Source organism: Chryseobacterium sp. PTM-20240506 (assembly GCF_048296755.1).
Classification (GTDB): domain Bacteria; phylum Bacteroidota; class Bacteroidia; order Flavobacteriales; family Weeksellaceae; genus Chryseobacterium; species Chryseobacterium proteolyticum.
Genome location: NZ_CP182581.1, coordinates 1,378,005 through 1,397,824 on the forward strand (window position 1 = coordinate 1,378,005; position 19,820 = coordinate 1,397,824).

Sequence of the window (19,820 nt, forward strand, 5' to 3'; positions counted from 1 at the left end):
TAAATATATTTGTGATTAGTAAACTTATAATTCTAAAATCAATCCCATAATCTTATAAAATCCAACTATGAAACGAACCATCCTAATATCCGCACTTTTATTGTCTCAATTTGGGACATCACAATTATTGAAAACAAACGGTCAAAAAATAGTTAATGACAAAGGTGAGAATATCCAGCTAAAAGGCCTAGGCTTGGGAGGATGGATGCTGCAGGAAGGATACATGCTGAAAACAGCAGATTTCGCAGGTCCCCAGTATAAAATCAAGCAGAAGATTTCTGAATTGATCGGTGAAGATGGGATGAAAGAATTTTATAAAGCATACTGGAAAAACGGAATAACCAAACAGGATATTGATCTGCTTGCAAAAGCAGGCTTTAATTCTATAAGGCTTCCGATGCATTATAACCTGTACACATTGCCAATTGAACAAGAGCCCGTAAAAGGACAGAATACATGGCTTGAAGAAGGCTTTAAAATGACGGATGATCTTCTGAAATGGTGCGCTGATAACAAAATGTATCTGATTCTTGACCTTCATGCTCTTCCTGGAGGCCAGGGAAATGATGTAAACATATCAGACAACGATAAATCTAAACCGTCACTTTGGGAAAGTGAAGAAAATCAGAAAAAAACCATTGCATTCTGGAAAAAGCTGGCAGAACGTTATAAAGATGAACCATGGATAGGTGGTTATGACCTCATCAATGAGCCTAACATCAATTTCACAGGAAAAAATCCCAACGGAACAGATGAAATGTCAAATGCCCCACTATGGAAATTCCAGAAAGAAATTACAGAAGCCATCCGTGAGGTGGACAAAAAACACATCATTATTCTGGAAGGAAACGGATGGGGAAACAACTATAACGGCCTGACTCCTCTTTGGGATAATAATCTGGTCTTCAGCTTCCATAAATATTGGAACAACAATGATGACGCGACCATAAAAGGAATTCTGGATTTAAGAGAAAAGCATAATATTCCGATATGGTTGGGAGAAACAGGGGAAAACTCTAATGTATGGTTTACGGAACTGATCCAGCTAATGAATAAACACAATATTGGCTATGCTTTCTGGCCAATGAAAAAGATCGATAATACGGCAGGAATTGCCAATGTAAAAATTACACCCGAGTATCAGAAACTGTTAGACTATTGGAAAAACGGAGGTGAAAAACCTTCAAAAGAATTTGCAACAAAAGCTTTAATGAAAATTGCAGATAATTATAAATTCAGTAATGTTGAAATAAAAAAAGACGTTATCGATGCTATGTTCAGACAGGTAACCGATGACTCTACAAAACCATTTAAAAATCATCAGGCACCGGGAAGAATCTTTGCTACCGAATATGATTTGGGCAGAATGGGTTCAGCATATCTGGATAAAGACTTCATCAATCTGTGGGTTAGTGATCCTGCCAAAAGATCTGAATGGAATGCAGGTCACCAGATGAGAAATGACGGAGTGGATATTTATTTGTGTAATGACAAAGTAAACAATGCTTATTATGTAGGAAAAACCGAAAAAGGAGAATGGTTGCAATACACGATTAACAGTAAAGCAGACAAAGCATATACCTTTGATATAAGATATGCCGCTGGTAATGATTCGAAATTGAAAATTGAAGACGCCGCAGGAAAACAGCTTGCAGTTGTTTCACTGACATCAACAGGAGGAAAAAATCAATGGAAAACTAGTTCAGTGAAGAACGTTAATCTTAAAAAAGGGGAAAACAAGATCAGAATCATTTTTGAAAATAACGGCGTTGATGTTAATTATTTTGAAGTAAAATAACCACAATAAAATAAAATAGAAGTATTTCAAAACAGCCTAAATAAATTTATTCATAATAACGTGATTTAAAATAAAAAAATAGAATTAACATTTTTTTTAAATTTTATTCCTTAAATAATTTATTTCAGTTTTATTTATTAATTTTTTAATTGAATTGTAGATTACGTAAAAAATATACATAAAAAAACAGACTTAAGCTCTCAAAACACAACACTTATTTTCACGTAAAATACAGTGTATCAGTCGTTGGCATCATTTTAGATATGCGTTATAATTGTAAATTAATAAATGATGAAAAAAAAAAATTTTCGGTATTCTTTAATCGGAATACTGATAGGATCTTTTGGTGCTCATGCGCAGGCACCAGGAGGAGTATCAGGAGATTTGAGAATCTGGCTTAAGGCAGATAACGGGTTTACTTCTTCCCAATGGACTGACCAGTCCCCTGCCGGTAACAATTACACGCAAACCAACGCTTCACGACAACCTTTTTTGCAACCTGCCAATGCCAGGTATAATTTTAATCCGGTTGTCAGCTTTGGAACGACAGGTGCAGATGCACGATTTATGGTAGTACCATCGGGTAAGCCATTTACCGCCAACAGGCTCAATGGTAATATTTTTATTATTGTCAATAGAAACTCCGACACTACTTACCGGGACTACCTGGGATTCGGGAATACAGGAACCGGAGCAGGCCTTATGCAAGCCAATTCTCCTGTATTGACAGCAAGTTTTAACGGAAATAAAGCTATGCAGCTTTATCCGTACAATCCACCTAACAGTCCTAATCAGAAACTGGATATCGGAAAAACTTATTTATCTGATGTTTCCTGGGAAATCGGAGTTGCCGGTGGAATGAAACACGGACTCAATTCTTTTGTTACTTCTGCATCAGGGACTTTTGCCGCAGGATATGCATTAACAGCTAACGGTTCCATATTAGGTTCACAACCTGAAGTTACGGATGGGAATATGTCTGAGGTAATTGCATACGAACGGGTACTGACTGATGCTGAACTTCAAAGAGTACGGTCTTATCTTGCTATTAAATATGCTACTTCCATGGATCAGACCACACCATACAGCTATGTGAATTCGCAAGGTACGACCATATGGGATGCGGCATCCAATTCCGGTTATTCTAACAATATTGCAGGAATTGGTCGTGATGATGCAAGTGCCCTGAAACAAGTTCAATCTAAAAGCATCAACAGTACCAACGAAATACTGATCAGTTTAGGTAATTCCGCTTCCCAAGACAATGCAACACATGCTGCGGCTAACTCATTTGATAACGATAGGGAATTTCTCACCTGGGGAACCAATGGTACAGTTGGATTTACCCCTTATACCAACTCAGGATTCCCATCGGTTACGCATCGGTTTTCCAAAGTGTGGAAAGCCCAAACCAGCAATTACAATATAAATGGAAATGATGACGTATATTTCAATGTTCTTAGAGGTTTGATCAACAGTTTTACATTGAGTGAAAAACCACTATATCTGATCATGAGTACAACGAGTGATTTTTCAAGTAACACTCACTTTATACCTATCGGAACCAATACCCATACTGTGGACGGAGAGGAGTATGTGAGCGAACCCTATAGAGTAGCTTCTAAAGCTTTCAACGGATTTACTTCCAATGGCACTTTTTACTTTACCATTGCAGGAACTCCGATAGGTCCCGGAGGAGTATTGGGGAATTTCTGGAACAGAGCAGATAAAGATGTAACTGCTGCCTCCGGAACAGTAAACCAATGGGTGGACCAGATGTTCGGGATTAAAACCTCACAAGTTGCGGATGTAACTACAAAACCCAATTATGTTCAGGTAAATGATGCTGCTACTGCTGCTACTTTTAACTTTAACCCCTATATTGATTTTACCAATACTAATCAGGCGATAGGAAATGAAGGCGTAGCACCTTTTGAAGGTTCTAATTCCGAATTAGAAATGTTTTACGTAATAAAAGATAATGTATGGACTGCCAATAACCGTTTTTTTGGAGTTAATTTTGACTTAAAAAACTCAGCGGCCGGGGCTGCAATCTATGATTGGAATACTCTTACACAGGCTAATTATCTATCGAGAGGAAATACCCCAACCAGTAATAATGCGACCAACACAGTACTTAATCCGGCTTTGAGTACAACGCTTTCCAATATTTCCAATGTGAGTCTTAGTGCGACCAATAGTACCGTACAACATAGGTTAAACGGTAGTGGTATTGGAACTAATCTTACAGGGCAGACTGTATACATAGGACAAGGAGGGTTTGTATATGGCGCCAATAACCAGTCGAGTATGCCAGGTAACGAGGTAGGGATTACTGCACAGATTGCAGAACATCTTGCGTTCGGATTTGCTTTAACCGAAACAGAGCGCCGCCAGGTAGAAAGTTATCTTGCCATAAAATACGGAACAACATTGGCCGATCTTACCACGGATACCAACTATCGCAACAGTACCGGAAATCCTGTTTTCACTGCTGACGCAACATACCAATATGACATTTTTGGGGTAGCAAAAGATTTACGTGGTGGATTAGACCAACGGATCTCAAAATCCATCAACAATGATGGCGGACAAGCTACCAACATTATTACTGCATCTACAGATAATAATTTCATCAATCAAAATGATACCCATGCTAATCAGCTGACTGATGGTCAATACCTTATTTTTGCATCTAATAATGGAGCACAGACTTTTACCGGGAAAACCATTACTGCGGCTGACGGTACTCAGTTCAACAATTCGCTTGCTCTTCAATGGAAAGCAACCGATACGAATAAAGTAGGATGTATCAATCTCCGTTTCGATGCAACCAACATTCCTGCACTTGCATCAGGAGAAAACTATTATATGCTTATTTCTCAGGATCCGTCATTTACCAACTCTATTTATCAGAAAGTTGTAAGAACAAATAATACCATTGATGTTATCCCCAATTTTGCAGACAACAGTAATTCATATTTTACCCTTGCAAAAGCTAATCTTAATATAACAGGAAGTACTGTAAAAGGAGGTCAGGTAGGTATATCATCAATTCCGCGGTTATTACCATCTGCTTCTGACACTTGGCTGGAACTTAATGCCAAATCTAAAGGAATGGTAATTACAAGAGTTTCGGATGCTAATAACATTCCCGCAGGAAACAGACTTAAGGGTATGATCGTATATGATACCACGAAAAAAGAATTTAAAGTATATAACGGAACAGAATGGAGAACTTTAGGAACCTCTACATCCACTTCTATTTTCTGTAATTAAAAAAAACATACAAGATGAAAAATATATTCTTAATCTCAGTATTGCTAATAAGCTCAGGCATTAATGCCCAGGTTGCAATCGGTAAGAAAAGCATCACAAATAATAATACCATATTAGAATTCGGTAATTCCTCTAACAGGGGAATCGTCCTACCTAAAGTAGAAAATGCCACCACAATGAATGCAAGCGAGGGTACTATGGTTTGGGATACCGCTACAGGAAGCTTCAGATATTATGGAGGTACCACTCCGGCCTGGAATCCACCTGCTGCAGGAGGCACTACGGGAGGTGCGCCTTCGGGTTCGGACGCTAATGGTAAAAAGATGATTATCGGGTCAGATACTTCTGATGCAGATGGAATACTTATTCTAGAAGCAAAACAGGGAGATAAAGCCCTTGTATTGCCATCGATAAGCCAGCCGTCGGAAAGATTCTCTTCTCCGCCAACTGGACTTATGGTCTATGATACGGCAACTAATCAGGTTGCCGTGTTCAATGGCACCAAGTGGACATACTTTTAATGTATTGCGCCTTATAAAAGATTAGCAATTAATCGATATTATTTAATCCGGAAGAGTACCTTTTCCGGATTATTCATTTCTATTGTCAAGACCTGAGTATATCCTAATAAATTAAGCTATGGTTATACATGTAAAGAGATTTATTTTTTAAATTTACGGCGATATAAATTGACCATTATGAAAAAAGCTGGATTTCTCTTTCTCTTGATTTCTACATTTACTTTTGCCCAGCATACAGCCCTGGAACAAAAAATAAATTCTATCATCAATGACAAAAAAGCTACTGTAGGAGTTTCTGTACTGGAAATGGAAAATCAATCACTTTACAGCAAAAGCGGAGATAAAAAGCTTCCTATGCAAAGTGTCTTCAAATTTCATATTGCTGCCACTGTTCTCAATTTTGTAGATAAAGGAAAACTGTTGTTACATCAGAAGATTTTAGTTAAAAAATCAGATCTTCTTGAGGATACATGGTCGCCACTTAGAGAAAAATATCCCAATGGTAATATTGAACTTCCTTTAAGTGAAATTATAGACTTCACCGTTGCGCAGAGTGATAATAATGGGTGTGATATCCTTTTAAGGTTAATTGGCGGAACGGATACAGTTCAAAAATTTATGGATACCAAAGGAATAAAAAATTTCCAGATTCGCTTTAACGAAGATGAAATGCATAAAGACTGGAATGCACAATATCAAAATTACAGTTCAACGAACTCCATCGTACAGGTTTTAAAAAAGTTTTATAAGGGACAGTTACTTTCCAGAAAATCCACAGATTACCTGATGAAGGTAATGCTAGGCACCAAAACAGGAACAAACAAACTGATTGAGCAGCTTCCTAAAAATACACCTGTGGCTCATAAAACAGGCTCTTCAGGTAAAAATAAAGATGGGCTTACCGGTGCTGAAAACGACATGGGAATTGTAACCCTTCCGAATGGAAAACATTATGCCATAGCTGTATTTGTAAGCAACTCTATGGAAACAGAAGCTGCAAACTGTAAAATCATTTCAGATATTTCAAAAGCAGTTTGGGATGATTTTAGTAAGTAAATATTAAAGCTTAATTTTAAGCGAAATAAAAAGCGCTCAATTAGGGCGTGATTAAACCTAATCTTATTTATTACAATGAAAAAAATAGCAATACTTTTCAGCATTTTTTGTTTCAGCTTCTTTTTTTCTCAAAAGAGCCAGAACTATTTACAGGTAGGCTACGCAAGTATTTGTTGCGGAACACCTTCCGAAGATCCTGTGATTAATTACATATCAAAGTTTCAAAAAAAGAATAAGACAAAACCTTTTGAAATTTACAAACAAAGCGGACTGGGCAGAGAGGGGGAATTTAATCTTTATATCGGGATCGATTCCTTAGCAAAAACTAAAAAAAAGAAGTTCATATCCGGACTTAAGGCTGCTATATCTTCTCAAAATGCAGTAAGAAAAAGCAACAGCGGAAATGTGAACTTTGATGAAACGCAAATCGTCACAAAAGCAGATTTAGCCAATTCAAGAAATTTAACTATCTATAAAAAATAATTTAATTAAAGGAAAAATGATCAAAAACGTTGTAGTTATCGGAGCTGGAACCATGGGAAATGGTATTGCACATACTTTTGCGCAAAGCGGATTTAAAGTAAATCTTGTAGATGTTTCTCAGGATGCTTTAGACAGAGGAGTAAAAACCATTACCACCAACCTCGACAGAATAATTGCAAAGGGCAACCTTACAGAGGAGCAAAAAGCAGAAACTTTAGGAAATATCACCACTTTTACAGAGTTAAAAGAAGCTGTGGGAACCGCTGATTTAATCGTAGAAGCAGCTACTGAAAATCAGGATCTGAAACTGAAAATCTTCGGACAGATGGATGAATTTGCTCCGGAAAACTGTATTCTTGCAACCAACACTTCTTCTATCTCCATTACAAAGATAGCCGCTGCAACTAAGAGAGCTGATAAGGTGATCGGTATGCACTTTATGAATCCTGTTCCAATTATGAAACTGGTTGAAATCATTAAAGGATACTCTACTTCCAAAGAGACTTTTGATATCATCTATGATATGAGTAAAATGTTAGGAAAAGTGCCTGTGGAAGTGAATGATTACCCTGGTTTCGTTGCTAACAGAATTTTAATGCCTATGATCAATGAGTCTATTGAAACATTATATAACGGTGTTGCAGGCGTTGAAGAAATTGATACGGTAATGAAACTTGGAATGGCTCATCCAATGGGACCTCTTCAGCTGGCTGATTTCATTGGTCTTGATGTTTGTCTTGCTATTCTTAATGTGATGTATGACGGATTTAAAAATCCAAAATATGCCCCGAATCCTCTATTGGTAAATATGGTAATGGCAGGAAAACTGGGAGTAAAATCAGGAGAAGGTTTTTATGACTACTCCGAAAGCAAAAAAGCTGAAAAAATTTCAAAAATGTTCTCGAAATAATTCTCAGGATTATCAGTTGTGAGTTATAAGTTATACATTTGAACAACGGTCTGTTCTGGCTGTTATCATTGATCACAACCCTAATGAAAATTAAAGAAAAAAATATTCAGATATCATTGGTCATCATTATTGTAATGATGACCATTTTACGTTTTTTACTCAATGAGAAAGGCAGGGTAAGCCCGGATTCAATCCGGTATATGAGATTTGCTCATGTATTCCCGACTATTGATAATACGACAACACCTGTAGGATATCCGTTAAGTATTAAGCTTTTTACATATCTGGGGATGGACGAATTCTGGAGCAGTAAAGTAATCGGGATTCTGGCTTTTCTTTTTATTGCGGCCTTTGCCTGGAAAAAAAACTTTTTCTTTAAAGAATCTGTTATCGTCAGTGCTTTATTTAGTTTCGTGTCAATTTACTCTTTTACGATGAGTGAAGCGCTCATCCTTCCATTTGTATTTTTATTCCTGTATACGGCACATTTAATTATTACTGGAAAACTGGAAAAAGGAAAAGCTGTATTTTATCTTTCGTTATCATTAATTGCCTTATATAATATCCGCTATAGTTCATTGTTTATTATGGGGGGAACAGGGCTTTTCGGATTATTGGTATGGAAAAAAAAGTATGCCCGTACTTTCATTATTTCAGGTTTCATTGGTTGTGGTTTTGTAGCTTTATACAAGTTTACTTTTTTGGATTATTTTAATGAAAACTACATTAAGCAATCCTTAGAAATGGGTCTCCACCCTACTTCACAGCTGTTGGTTGAATTGTTTCAGGGTCTTGCTACTACTTTTAATCCTTTTATTCATATTGCAGATCCGGGAGGTGGTTTGATTAATAATGTGATTTATGGTATCGGATTTCTGAATATCTGTCTGATGGTATTTCTTTTTATTAAGATCTGGTTATCTGACAGTGATCTGTTCTTTCTTGTTATTGGAATTTCAGGAATCATATGTTCCTTTTTTGTTCAGTATTTTTATCCTGTAAATCCTATAGATTATAGGTTATTAGCTCCATTCAGCCTACCTCTGTGGCTAATGTACTTCAAAAGACTCTTTGATATCTTCAATATAAAAGTGTATGCAATCGGAGCATTAAGTTTGCTGTCAGGAATACTCTTTACCTGGCTTTCAAAAGGCAATTATCTGGAAAACAGAAAAAATATCAGTCAATTTTTAGAAACTGAAAACCTTAAGGATAAACCTATCACATTTTATCTGGAAACTACCGAGGACCTGGAAAAAATACAGGTTGCAGAATTAATAAGCACAGTCAATTCCAATATAAGCCTGACATTCAAGCCTCAAGATACCCTACAGAAAACTACACTTACCCAGTACAAAGTTTTACAAAAAATTAGGATCGACAAGAACAAATATCAATAATTTTATTATCTTTGAGAAAGTTAAAATATTAAAAAAATGAAATTACCAAAGTTTTTATTAGCAGACAATTCGGAATTTCCTGAGGATTTATTCGTGGTTCATACAGAATACCCAAGATTTATCTTGAACGTTGAGGAAGAAGAAGTTGAGTGGCTGGATGATTTGGAAGGAGACGATGAAGAGACCATGGCAGATGAAGCTACTAAAGTGGTAGAAGCAGCGTTCAAATGGTGTGATGAAGAATTAGCTAAATACGACGAAGAAGAGGAAGAATAAGAAAACCCTAAAACATAAAAAAGGAACTCAATTGAGTTCCTTTTATTTTTTATTCTGATTTATTAAATTTCAATAATAAAAGATTGTCCTTATACAATTCCAAAGTTGTTCCTGAAATTACGTACTTGTTTGCTTTTCCCATCATATCCATGAAGTTCTGCTCCACATTCATATTATCACAGGCCATTTTTGTAGAACCCATTTGCCCTGCTGAAAAATTACCTGTAGAAGCATCAAGCTTTACCGTACCAAAATAGTTATTACATCCGGAATTTCCATTGATCTTTTCTCCCTCGATATTCAATGTAGGAACTTTCCCTTTTACATTATCCGCTAAAGTCCATTTTGTATTGACCAATGAAGGCTGAGATTTTCCTACTTTTGAAGCAGATGCGCTTGACATAGTTCCGCACGACGCCAAAATCACGGCTGCACTAATACTTAAAAAAAGATTTTTCATTTTTTTCTTTTTTGATTTAACCAAATTTACGGAAATTATATTATTTAAACGGCTTTGAAAGAATTTTATTATTCTTGGAAGGCTAAAGCCTGTCCGTTATCAATGTATATAACAAAAAAACGGGCTTTAGCCCGTTTCTTTATATTTATGATCTTAATTCTGCGTTGAATTCTTTCTGGAAAGATTTAATCAAAGAATCCATTACTTCGGAAATTTCTTTTTCCTCAAGAGTTTTTGCCTCATTTAATAACTCAAAACTCATCGCATAGGATTTCTTTCCTTCCGGAAGATTTTTTCCTTCGTATACATCAAACAGATTGATGTTTTTAATGAAAGGAGATTTATTCTTTTTGGCTGTCTGATACAGCTCCTGATATGTTATATTCTTATCGATCAGCAATGCAAGATCTCTTCTGATTTTATTGAATTTAGGAATATCCCTGAATTTCAATTCATTCCCAGATCGTAATTGTTGAGCCAATTCAAGTTCAATTTCGGCATAGAAACAGTCCTGGTCAATATCGAAATCTTTCAATAATTCCGGAGCCACTTTTCCAATTCTTACCAATACTTTTCCATCAGCTTCATAAGCAATTGCATCCGAGAATCTGTTATCGGACAAAGCAACTTCTTTATAATCGATTGCCAATCTTTCCAGCAATACTTTCACATAAGCTTTCAGGTTGTAGAAATCCGTTGCTGATTTCGGCTGTAACCAGTTTTCAGCAACCTCTCTTCCTGAAACAAGAATAGCCAGCTGTTTCCTTTCTTCATATTGAGCTCTTTTGTGATAAATCTTTCCAAACTCAAAGAATTTAATATCCTGGTTCTTTCTGTTAATATTATAGATGGAATTTTGAAGAAGCCCTTCCAACAAGGATTTTCTCATGAAAGCCAGATCACCACTCAAAGGATTCAGCAGTTTCACAGCATCCGTTTCATCTTTTACAGAAGTAAGTGAGTTGTTCATTACTTCATTAAAACCTAAACTTTGTAAAGTTCTTGCCCAATTGTTTTCCAATTCATCCTGATCATTAGCGCTTAGCTTTACAGGTGTAAATGATATCTTTTGTGGAGCATCAATCTTATTATATCCGTAGATCCTTAAAATCTCTTCGATAACATCAATTTCCCTCGTCACATCAGCTCTGTAAGCCGGAACAGAAATTTCCAAACCATTTTGAATTTCGTTCAAAACTTTAATTTCAAGAGCTTTTAAAATCTCTTTTACTTTTTCTCTGTGAATTTTAGTTCCAAGAATCTGTTCTATTTTAGAGAACCTTATGATAACATAGCTGTCTTCAATTTTCTTTGGATATTCTTCCAGCAACTCTCCAACCAGTTTTCCTTCTGCAATTTCCTGGATCATTTTGATAGCGTGGGTAATAGCTGTTCTTGTAAGGTTAGGATCCACTCCTCTTTCAAACCTGAATGATGCATCCGTGTTCAATCCATGAAGTTTGGCTCCTTTTCTTACCGCTACCGGATTAAAATAAGCACTTTCCAAAAAGATTGTTTTTGTCTCATTAGAAACTCCGGAATTGGCACCACCAAAAACACCGGCAATACACATCGGTTTATCTTTTCCATCTTTGATCATGACTTCAGAACCGTTTAAAGTTCTTTCCACACCATCCAAAGTCGTAAATTTTGTTCCTTTTTTTACGGTCCCTACTTTTACTTTTTTATCAGCAATTTTGTCTGCATCAAAAGCATGGAGCGGTTGTCCGAATCCGTGAAGAATATAATTGGTAATATCCACGATATTGTTGATCGGGCTTAAACCGATTGCTTTCAATCTGTTTTTCAACCATGCCGGAGATTCTGCTACTTTTACATCTTCAATAACAGCTCCGATATATCTAGGGCATAATTCAGCATCTTCTACTTCTAAAGTAAAGTTATGTGCCCCTTCATTATTTAATGGTTCCGAAGCTACCTTTTCGAACTGGGCTTTTTGCTGATTGGTTGAAAGAAAAGCATAAAGATCCCTTGCTACACCGTAGTGCGACATAGCATCGGTCCTGTTAGGCGTTAAACCAATTTCAATTACCTCATCAGTTGCCAATTCAAAATAATCTGCAAAATTCTTTCCTACTTCATATTGTGCTTCGTCAAGAACCATGATTCCTCCATGATCCTCACTAAGGCCTAGCTCATCTTCTGCGCAGATCATTCCTTGTGAAACTTCACCTCTGATCTTTGCTTCTTTAATTTCAAAAAAGTTTCCGGTCTTATCGTAGATTTTTGTTCCCACCACTGCAACTGGAACAGTTTGTCCGGCTTCCACATTAGGAGCACCACAAACGATGTTAAGCACCTTTCCGTTTCCTACATCTACAGTTGTTTTCTTGAGTTTGTCAGCATTCGGATGTTTTTCGCAGGTTAAGACCTTACCTACTACAATTCCTTCCAGGCTTCCTTTTACACTTTCAAATTTATCTATACCTTCAACTTCAAGACCAATATCTGTAAGGAACTCACCGATTCTTTCAGTTTTCAATTCCGTTTTTATGTAATCTCTCAGCCAGTTATTTGATATTTTCATCTGCTTAAATCTATTTTTTATCGGTTAAATGCCAACCTATAAGGTTTCATTCACTTTATTTTGAAAATTTTTACTTCGAATTTTGCGTTTACAAAGGTCGTGTTTTTTTAAGAAATAACGAAATTTTTAACTTCCCAACTGAACGCAAAAAAAAAAAGAGGTCCTGAAAATTCAAAACCTCTGTTATTTAATTGAGCTTAATCTTATAGTCCGATTACCGGCATTGATAACATTAAGATATTTTCGTTTTCTTCAAGACCGTCAAGAGGTTCAATGATTCCCGGTCTGTTTGGCTGAGACATTTTCATTGTGATATCGTCAGAACCAAGAATAGTCAACATTTCTGTTAAAAACTTAGAGCTAAACCCGATGTTGATATCTTCTCCGTTATAATCACAAGGGATCTGCATATCTGCTTTGTTTGCATATTCCGTATCTTCTGCGTGAAGGTGAAGAATGTTGGCAGATAATTTAAATCTTACCTGATTGGTTGATTTATTAGACATGATCGATGCTCTTTTGATCGCACCTAATAGCAGGTTTCTGTTGATTGTTAATACATTCGGATTTTCTTTTGGAATAACCGCAGTATAGTTAGGATATTTTCCGTCAATCAGTCTACAGATCCAGATATGTTTACCAAAAGTAAATTTAGCCATGTTCTCATTGAAATCGATAGTAACGTCTTCGTTGGAACTTGCCAATATATTTTTGAAAATATTTAAAGGTTTTTTAGGCATGATGAACTCCATAGGTTCTACGTTCATCAGGTCCATTCTTTTGTAAACAACCAGTCTGTGAGAATCTGTAGAAACAAAATTCGTCTCATTTTCCCCGAACTGGAATAAAACTCCTGTCATTACCGGACGAAGAGAATCATTACTTGTTGCAAAAAGAGTATTGGTAAGTGCTTCAGATAAAATACCTGCGGACATGGTCACACTTTGTGAAGCATCAAATTCAGGAAGCTCCGGATAATCATCCGCATTATCCAATGCTACTGCGAAATTATCCTTTTCATCCAAAATTTCCAGCTGGCTACCCGTTCCCTCAGCATTATCCTTTACAGAAAATGTAAGCGGTTGTTCACCATATGTTTTGATAAAATCTTGAAAAATTTTAGCAGGAACAGCAAATTTACCCGAATCATCAGACTTTACTTCCAAAGAAGTTACAAGAGTTGTTTCGCCATCAGATGCTGTAATGGTAACCTGGGTTTCGTTTAATTCGAAAAGATAGTTTTCTAAGATCGGTCTCGATTGAGAGCTTGATATTACGCCACTTACAGTTTGCAAAGCCTTCTGCAATTCACCACTTGAAATAATAAATTTCATAGATTTAAAAATAAATTTTTACAAATATAATAAATAGAAAATAGATTAAAAAATATAATTCTGAGAGTTATTAACAACGAGTAAAAGATTTTTAAAACTACTTCCGGGATACTTTTTTAATGGATAAACCATCATTAAGGACTAAAGATAGGCATTTTCTTTGATCAATTAATTATATTTGTACATAATCTTTTTTATCATGCGTAAACCTCCTATTCATACAAGTTTCCGGAATGCTTTTCGAGGTCTTTTTTTAATGATAAAAACAGAAAGAAATTTTCAGATCGAGTGTATTGCTCTGCTGATCAACATTTTCATTATTTTTTATTTACAGTTATCAAAATTCGATACTGCCCTCGTCCTCATCGTTTCTTTTGGGGTTTTAAGTACGGAAATTCTTAACACTGCCATTGAAAGGATCTGCGATATCATTCAGCCTGAATTTGATAAAAGAATAGGCTTTATTAAAGATATTTCAGCAGGTGCTGTAATTCTTATGGCTATTGTATCATTAATTGTAGGGATTTTGGTTTATCCGAAGTATCTATTCAGCTAGAGAAAGCCGAAATCGTGCTCTGCTTAGAATAATTACTGTTGCTTAAAATTATCTTGCGACATAAATAAAGCCCTTCCTTCCGGATTTAAAAATTGTTTCGATTCTTTTATAATCGTCCACTTCGTACGCATCAGCCAACAGAATTTCATCGTCTGTAATCTCAAAAAGCATCCCTTCTACCTGGTCTTCGACATGACCTGAAAACGTTAAAATAGGATGGTATTTCTGGTTACTTTTTCTCAGAACTTCCGGATCTGTAATCTCAAGCATTTTTAATGTATAACCTATGAGAACATCTTTATCACCTTTGAGCAACCTTCCAAAGGTTTGGGTCTGTACCTGCTCTTTCTGTAAAGTTCCGTATGAAAATAAATAAGGCATTTATAAATATTTTTCAATGGTTGGAATTGCAATTTCGGCCATCATTCCATACCCTTTTTCATTGGGATGTACGCCGTCCTGGGAAAGAAGAACTTCTTTATCGTCTACCAATGCGGAATAAAAATCGATATAGGTTAAAGAATGCTTTTCTGTCATGCCTTTCAGAATACTATTGTAAGTAAGGACCTCATCATTGGTTCTCAGCTTTCCGGAAGCAACTTCAATTCCATCTACATTTTTAGAAAAAGGAAGAATGCTCACCAGATATATATCTGTCGTAAATTGTTTTGCAATTCTGATGGCCTCCTCAATATTAGCCGTAAAATCCTCAGGCGCTACCATTTTATTTCCATTTTTAATAGCTAGGTCATTTGCCCCATAGGCAATAAAAACAACATTCCCATCTGCGGAATTCCTTGCAGCCAGCTCATGAGGTATCCTCTTTATCAGACCTTCCGTTGTTTCTCCTCCGATTCCTAAATTATAAACAATCAATTCATTGTGACCTTCATGGAATTTCTGTAATGCATATCTTTTTAAAATATCAACCCATCCACCAAATACTCCGTCATATTCACCATATGTAATACTGTCCCCAAAGAACAGCGCATAAATCATTCTTTTCATTTCTAAGTCTTATAATTTAATCACTAAGATTTTAAAGCGGTAAGAAGTTACCTGACCATAATCTTTATCCCCTTTAATGGATTGTTAATTTCAATCCAAAATTAGCTTAATATTTTGATGTGATTCAATAATTTCTACGAGAATATCAAATAAAGTTTGTCCCTTTTGTGCTATCAGCTCGTTCAGTTTTTCTCTGATCATTTCTATATTAAAAGGTTTTCCCTGCCTTATTTTTCTCTCATAAAACTCGCGGGTAGCCTCGAAACCCAAATCATGTCCGGATTTTAAAGATTTCTTCCAGATCAATTCAATTTCTTCATGCGGTTCAAAAACTCCAAATCCTCCATACAGGATATCATCAAAACCATCCAAAGTTCCGACTTTCCAGTCAGCATTTTTCATCAGTACTTCTGAAACTTCTTCATAGAAGCCCGCCAGATCAAAAAAATGACCGCCATTAATGACGATCATTTTTTTATTATTTTTATTTGAAGTACTCAACTCCATTTTTAAAGATATTGTGATAGTTCGCGGTTGGTATATTCTTCATGAGACCTTCAGCAAATCGTTCCGGATGCCCCATTCTACCAAAGATCTTACCACATGGACTGGTAATCCCTTCAATTCCGAATAATGAATTATTAGGGTTGAAAGGCATCCCGTGGGCAATGTTTCCATCAAGATCAATGTACTGGGTAGCAATCTGTCCGTTCTCATATAATTTCCTGATTTCATCTTCTGAAGCCATGAAACGTCCTTCACCGTGGGAAATCGGAATGGTGAAAGTCTGTCCTTTCATTCCTTTTAACCAAGGGCTTTCGTCATTTACTACCTGCACTGTTACCATCTGGGAGATGTGTCTTCTGATGGCGTTGTGAGCTAATGTTGGAGAGTTCTCATCCAGATCTTTGATTCTTCCGTAAGGTAAAAGTCCCGATTTCACTAGCGCCTGGAATCCATTACAAATTCCGATGATCATTCCGTCCCTGTCTAATAATTCGTGAACTGCATTTTTCATTTTCTCGTTTTTCAGAACGTTTACAATGAATTTTGCAGAACCATCCGGCTCATCACCAGCAGAGAAACCTCCTGAGAATGCAAGGATCTGAGATGTTCTGATTTCTTCCACCCATGCATCAATGCTTTCATCGAGTAACTGGTGATTGATATTGATTAAAGGTAAGCTGCTTACTACAGCGCCTTCTTTCTGGAATGCATTCAGTGTGTCATATTCACAGTTGGTTCCCGGGAATACCGGAGCAAATACTTTCGGCTGTGCGATTCCGTGTTTTTTAATGATGATATTTCTTGGGTTGACCGAGTTATGTTTTGCATCAATTTCAACCGTGATCTTTTCTTTTTCTACAGTCGGGAAAAGATTTTCAAATGTATTAGTATTGGCCGCTACAAGATCTATAATGTCTGATTCAATACCGTTAATTTTTAAGGTTCCTGAGTCTTTTACTTCTCCGATCAACTGAAGGGAAGCTGCGTTTAATTCCTCTTTCGCCTCGATAACTAAGCTTCCGATATTTTTCGCTAATAATACATTTTCATCAGCATTGATCTCTGCTCCTAATCTGTTTCCGAAACTCATTTTTGCCAAAGCTACGGCAAGACCACCTTCTTTTACTATTTTTACAGAAACAATTTTCCCGGATTTGATATTTTCGAAAATGAATTCAAAAACTTCTTTTAAAGCATCATAGTTTGGAAGTCCGCTTTCCTGAGCAACGTGATTGAAGAAATACAGTTTGTTCCCTGCACTTTTCAATTCAGGAGAGATGATGTTTTCTTTATCTCCGTTGGCACATGCAAAAGAAATCAGGGTTGGTGGAACGTTAAGGTCCTGGTATGTTCCACTCATAGAATCTTTACCTCCGATTGCTGCCAGACCCAATTTGATCTGAGCATCATAAGCCCCTAAAAGAGAGGCTAAAGGTTTGCCCCATTTTTCAGGGTTTTGTCCTAATTTTTCAAAGTATTCCTGAAAGCTTAACCTGATATTTTTATAATCACCTCCCATGGCAACAATCTTTGCCACACTCTCCACGACAGCGTAAGATGCTCCTAACAGTGAGTTTTGTTTTGAGATCTCAGCATCGAATCCCCAGCTTGCGAGAGAAACGGTTTTGATATCTTTTGCTCCTAAAATAGGTAGTGTCTGCACACTTCCTTCCATCAGGGTTTGCTGGTATTTACCTCCCAAAGGCATAGCTACCGTAGTGGCTCCGATAGAAGAGTCGAACATTTCAAGTAGTCCTTTCTGGGAAGCTACGTTTTTATCTTTTAAGATGTTCAGGAAGTTTTCTGTTGTGAAAGCTTTTGTTTCTTGTTTTACTTCTTCCAGGTGGGTGATTTTCACTTCCTGAGATTTTGAACATCCGTTGGTATCTAAGAATGCTCTTGAAAGATCTACAATTTTGTCCCCTTTCCAGAACATCTGCATTCTTCCGGAATCTGTCACTTTTGCCACTTCTACAGCCACAATGTTTTCAGCTTCACAGAATTTAATGAATTTTTCTTTATCCTGAGGATCTACCACCACAGCCATTCTTTCCTGAGATTCAGAAATAGCCAGTTCGGTTCCGTTTAATCCTTCATATTTTAATGGTAATACATCAAGGTTTACTTCTAAAGAGTCTGCGATCTCACCGATTGCCACAGAAACACCTCCTGCTCCGAAGTCGTTTGATTTTTTGATCAGCTTCGTTACTTCAGGGTTTCTGAATAATCTCTGAATTTTACGTTCCTCTACGGCATTTCCTTTCTGAACCTCTGAACTCATGGTGTGAATAGAGGTTTCGTCCTGTTCTTTTGAACTTCCGCTTGCTCCCCCTACTCCGTCACGACCTGTTGCTCCTCCTAATATAATGATTGAATCACCATTAGCAGGCTTCTCACGTCTTACCCAATCTACAGGAACAGCTCCTGTAACGAAACCTACCTCCATTCTTTTGGCCTTATACCCTTCATCATAGATTTCAGAAACCATTGTCGTAGCAAGCCCGATCTGGTTACCATAAGATGAATATCCGTTGGCAGCCTGTTTCGTAATGGTTTTTTGAGGTAGTTTTCCCGGTAATGTTTTATCAACCGGTTCTAAAACATCGGCAGCACCAGTTAATCTCATGGCCTGAAATACGAAAGATCTTCCGGATAACGGGTCTCTGATCGCTCCTCCTAAACAAGTAGACGCTCCTCCGAAAGGTTCAATTTCCGTCGGGTGGTTATGCGTTTCATTTTTGAATAATAAATACCAAGGTTCTTTTTTACCATCATATTCTGCTTCGATCTGAATGGTACATGCATTAATCTCATCAGAAATTACAAGGTTATCAAGGTTCCCTGTTTTATGGAAATACTTTCCGCATACCGTTGCCAGATCCATTAATGAAATCGGCTTCAGCTCACGCCCTAAGAATTTTCTTTTTTCGATATAATCATTGAAAATATTTTCCAATGTATGTTTGAACTGACCTTCAAACTGTATGTCTGACAATTCTGTTTCAAAAGTTGTATGACGACAGTGGTCACTCCAATAGGTATCTAATACTTTTAATTCTGTTTCCGTAGGATTTCTTTGTTCAGTTTTGAAATATTCCTGAATGAATTTCAGGTCGTCCAATCCAAGTGCAAAACCATGATTATTGTAAAAGTTTTCAAGTTCCGCATCATTGAAATTGATGAAGTTTTCGTGGATGATTACTTTTGATGGTGTTTCATCAGCAGGAATATCCAGAATAGATAAATCTTTTTCCTGAGATTCCACTTTATTGATTAGAAGATCTTTGATCTTAACCAAATCGGCTTCAGAAACTCCTTCAAATTCAATCAGTTTTCCACTTCTTACTTTTGATTTTTCATTTTCTGTCAGTAAGGCGATACACTGCTGTGCAGAATCTGCTCTCTGATCATACTGTCCCGGTAAAAATTCCATTCCGAAATGAATAGCTTTTGCAGGGTTCTCTGTATGCAAAATATCAGTAACAGGGTCTACAAAAGTGTTATTGACCACTTTTTCAAATTCTCCGTCATTCAGGTTGAAAATATCATACACATTGTATACTTTCACGCTTTGAACAGCCGGAACAACCGCTTTTACCTCATCAAAAATTTTTGGACTTTCAACATCGAAAATACCTCTTTTTTCTACGAAAATTCTTTTGTTATTAGACATTAGATGTCAGA

General features: G+C 36.7%; 16 protein-coding genes. 9 read left to right on the forward strand and 7 right to left on the reverse strand.

Annotated features, from left to right (window positions below):
• The first annotated feature begins 67 nt into the window (after positions 1–67).
• The 8 genes from ACNFU2_RS06100 (at position 68) to ACNFU2_RS06135 (ending at position 9,723) form a co-directional block, all read left to right on the forward strand.
• On the forward strand, positions 68–1,798 hold the full coding sequence (locus ACNFU2_RS06100) for a cellulase family glycosylhydrolase (RefSeq protein WP_418124148.1): 1,731 nt from the start codon (positions 68–70) through the stop codon (positions 1,796–1,798).
• Between the two features lie 291 nt (positions 1,799–2,089).
• Entirely contained in the window at positions 2,090–5,077 is a 2,988-nt protein-coding gene (locus ACNFU2_RS06105; RefSeq protein ID WP_418124150.1) for a hypothetical protein, read from the forward strand.
• Between the two features lie 14 nt (positions 5,078–5,091).
• Positions 5,092–5,598 (forward strand): hypothetical protein, encoded by a 507-nt coding sequence (locus ACNFU2_RS06110; RefSeq protein ID WP_172278916.1) that lies wholly within the window; start codon positions 5,092–5,094, stop codon positions 5,596–5,598.
• 177 nt (positions 5,599–5,775) lie between these two features.
• Positions 5,776–6,654 carry a CGA/CIA family class A beta-lactamase gene (gene bla-A / locus ACNFU2_RS06115; RefSeq protein WP_418124152.1) on the forward strand — a complete coding sequence of 293 codons (879 nt, stop codon included), beginning with the start codon at positions 5,776–5,778 and terminating at the stop codon, positions 6,652–6,654.
• 75 nt (positions 6,655–6,729) lie between these two features.
• Positions 6,730–7,137: a hypothetical protein gene (locus ACNFU2_RS06120; protein ID WP_273648351.1), complete on the forward strand. Its 408-nt coding sequence runs from the start codon at positions 6,730–6,732 to the stop codon at positions 7,135–7,137.
• Between the two features lie 19 nt (positions 7,138–7,156).
• A complete protein-coding gene (locus tag ACNFU2_RS06125) occupies positions 7,157–8,047 on the forward strand; it encodes a 3-hydroxybutyryl-CoA dehydrogenase (protein WP_418124891.1) in 891 nt (296 codons plus the stop codon).
• Between the two features lie 83 nt (positions 8,048–8,130).
• Positions 8,131–9,447: a hypothetical protein gene (locus ACNFU2_RS06130; RefSeq protein WP_418124155.1), complete on the forward strand. Its 1,317-nt coding sequence runs from the start codon at positions 8,131–8,133 to the stop codon at positions 9,445–9,447.
• A 36-nt stretch (positions 9,448–9,483) separates the two neighbouring features.
• The gene (locus ACNFU2_RS06135; RefSeq protein WP_007845674.1) at positions 9,484–9,723 is read left to right on the forward strand and encodes a hypothetical protein; all 240 of its coding nucleotides are present in this window, start codon (positions 9,484–9,486) and stop codon (positions 9,721–9,723) included.
• Positions 9,724–9,772: 49 nt separating this feature from the next.
• Here the strand turns inward: ACNFU2_RS06135 and ACNFU2_RS06140 are convergent, their stop codons facing one another.
• From ACNFU2_RS06140 to dnaN, 3 genes are all read right to left on the reverse strand, one after another.
• A complete protein-coding gene (locus tag ACNFU2_RS06140; protein WP_418124158.1) occupies positions 9,773–10,183 on the reverse strand; it encodes an META domain-containing protein in 411 nt (136 codons plus the stop codon).
• 145 nt (positions 10,184–10,328) lie between these two features.
• A complete protein-coding gene (pheT, locus tag ACNFU2_RS06145) occupies positions 10,329–12,731 on the reverse strand; it encodes a phenylalanine--tRNA ligase subunit beta (RefSeq protein WP_172278926.1) in 2,403 nt (800 codons plus the stop codon).
• 203 nt (positions 12,732–12,934) lie between these two features.
• The gene (dnaN, locus tag ACNFU2_RS06150; RefSeq protein ID WP_172278928.1) at positions 12,935–14,065 is read right to left on the reverse strand and encodes a DNA polymerase III subunit beta; all 1,131 of its coding nucleotides are present in this window, start codon (positions 14,063–14,065) and stop codon (positions 12,935–12,937) included.
• 199 nt (positions 14,066–14,264) lie between these two features.
• Between dnaN and ACNFU2_RS06155 the strand changes: the two genes are divergently transcribed.
• Complete coding sequence (locus ACNFU2_RS06155; protein ID WP_418124161.1) at positions 14,265–14,621, forward strand: diacylglycerol kinase family protein; 357 nt, start codon at positions 14,265–14,267, stop codon at positions 14,619–14,621.
• Between the two features lie 48 nt (positions 14,622–14,669).
• Here ACNFU2_RS06155 and ACNFU2_RS06160 read toward each other — a convergent pair whose 3' ends face one another.
• The 4 genes from ACNFU2_RS06160 to ACNFU2_RS06175 all read right to left on the reverse strand — a co-directional run bounded on the left by ACNFU2_RS06160 (position 14,670) and on the right by ACNFU2_RS06175 (position 19,809).
• On the reverse strand, positions 14,670–15,002 hold the full coding sequence (locus tag ACNFU2_RS06160; RefSeq protein ID WP_172278932.1) for a gamma-glutamylcyclotransferase family protein: 333 nt from the start codon (positions 15,000–15,002) through the stop codon (positions 14,670–14,672).
• A complete protein-coding gene (locus ACNFU2_RS06165; RefSeq protein ID WP_418124163.1) occupies positions 15,003–15,629 on the reverse strand; it encodes an SGNH/GDSL hydrolase family protein in 627 nt (208 codons plus the stop codon). It lies immediately after the preceding gene.
• A 90-nt stretch (positions 15,630–15,719) separates the two neighbouring features.
• Positions 15,720–16,136, reverse strand: coding sequence for a ribonuclease inhibitor (locus tag ACNFU2_RS06170; protein WP_418124165.1), 417 nt, complete (start codon positions 16,134–16,136; stop codon positions 15,720–15,722).
• Positions 16,114–19,809, reverse strand: a complete 3,696-nt coding sequence (locus tag ACNFU2_RS06175; protein WP_418124166.1) for a phosphoribosylformylglycinamidine synthase — start codon at positions 19,807–19,809, stop codon at positions 16,114–16,116. The genes ACNFU2_RS06170 and ACNFU2_RS06175 overlap by 23 nt, the downstream gene beginning before the upstream one ends.
• Positions 19,810–19,820 lie beyond the last annotated feature (11 nt).

Bases quoted from the DNA above. Each gene is read 5' to 3' on its own strand.
- dnaN (WP_172278928.1), bottom strand. From the start codon at position 14,065: ATGAAATTTATTATTTCAAGTGGTGAATTGCAGAAGGCTTTGCAAACT.
- ACNFU2_RS06170 (WP_418124165.1), bottom strand. From the start codon at position 16,136: ATGGAGTTGAGTACTTCAAATAAAAATAATAAAAAAATGATCGTCATT.
- ACNFU2_RS06110 (WP_172278916.1), top strand. From the start codon at position 5,092: ATGAAAAATATATTCTTAATCTCAGTATTGCTAATAAGCTCAGGCATT.
- ACNFU2_RS06140 (WP_418124158.1), bottom strand. From the start codon at position 10,183: ATGAAAAATCTTTTTTTAAGTATTAGTGCAGCCGTGATTTTGGCGTCG.
- pheT (WP_172278926.1), bottom strand. From the start codon at position 12,731: ATGAAAATATCAAATAACTGGCTGAGAGATTACATAAAAACGGAATTG.
- ACNFU2_RS06165 (WP_418124163.1), bottom strand. From the start codon at position 15,629: ATGAAAAGAATGATTTATGCGCTGTTCTTTGGGGACAGTATTACATAT.
- ACNFU2_RS06175 (WP_418124166.1), bottom strand. From the start codon at position 19,809: ATGTCTAATAACAAAAGAATTTTCGTAGAAAAAAGAGGTATTTTCGAT.
- bla-A (WP_418124152.1), top strand. From the start codon at position 5,776: ATGAAAAAAGCTGGATTTCTCTTTCTCTTGATTTCTACATTTACTTTT.
- ACNFU2_RS06155 (WP_418124161.1), top strand. From the start codon at position 14,265: ATGCGTAAACCTCCTATTCATACAAGTTTCCGGAATGCTTTTCGAGGT.
- ACNFU2_RS06100 (WP_418124148.1), top strand. From the start codon at position 68: ATGAAACGAACCATCCTAATATCCGCACTTTTATTGTCTCAATTTGGG.
- ACNFU2_RS06135 (WP_007845674.1), top strand. From the start codon at position 9,484: ATGAAATTACCAAAGTTTTTATTAGCAGACAATTCGGAATTTCCTGAG.
- ACNFU2_RS06160 (WP_172278932.1), bottom strand. From the start codon at position 15,002: ATGCCTTATTTATTTTCATACGGAACTTTACAGAAAGAGCAGGTACAG.
- ACNFU2_RS06130 (WP_418124155.1), top strand. From the start codon at position 8,131: ATGAAAATTAAAGAAAAAAATATTCAGATATCATTGGTCATCATTATT.
- ACNFU2_RS06120 (WP_273648351.1), top strand. From the start codon at position 6,730: ATGAAAAAAATAGCAATACTTTTCAGCATTTTTTGTTTCAGCTTCTTT.
- ACNFU2_RS06105 (WP_418124150.1), top strand. From the start codon at position 2,090: ATGAAAAAAAAAAATTTTCGGTATTCTTTAATCGGAATACTGATAGGA.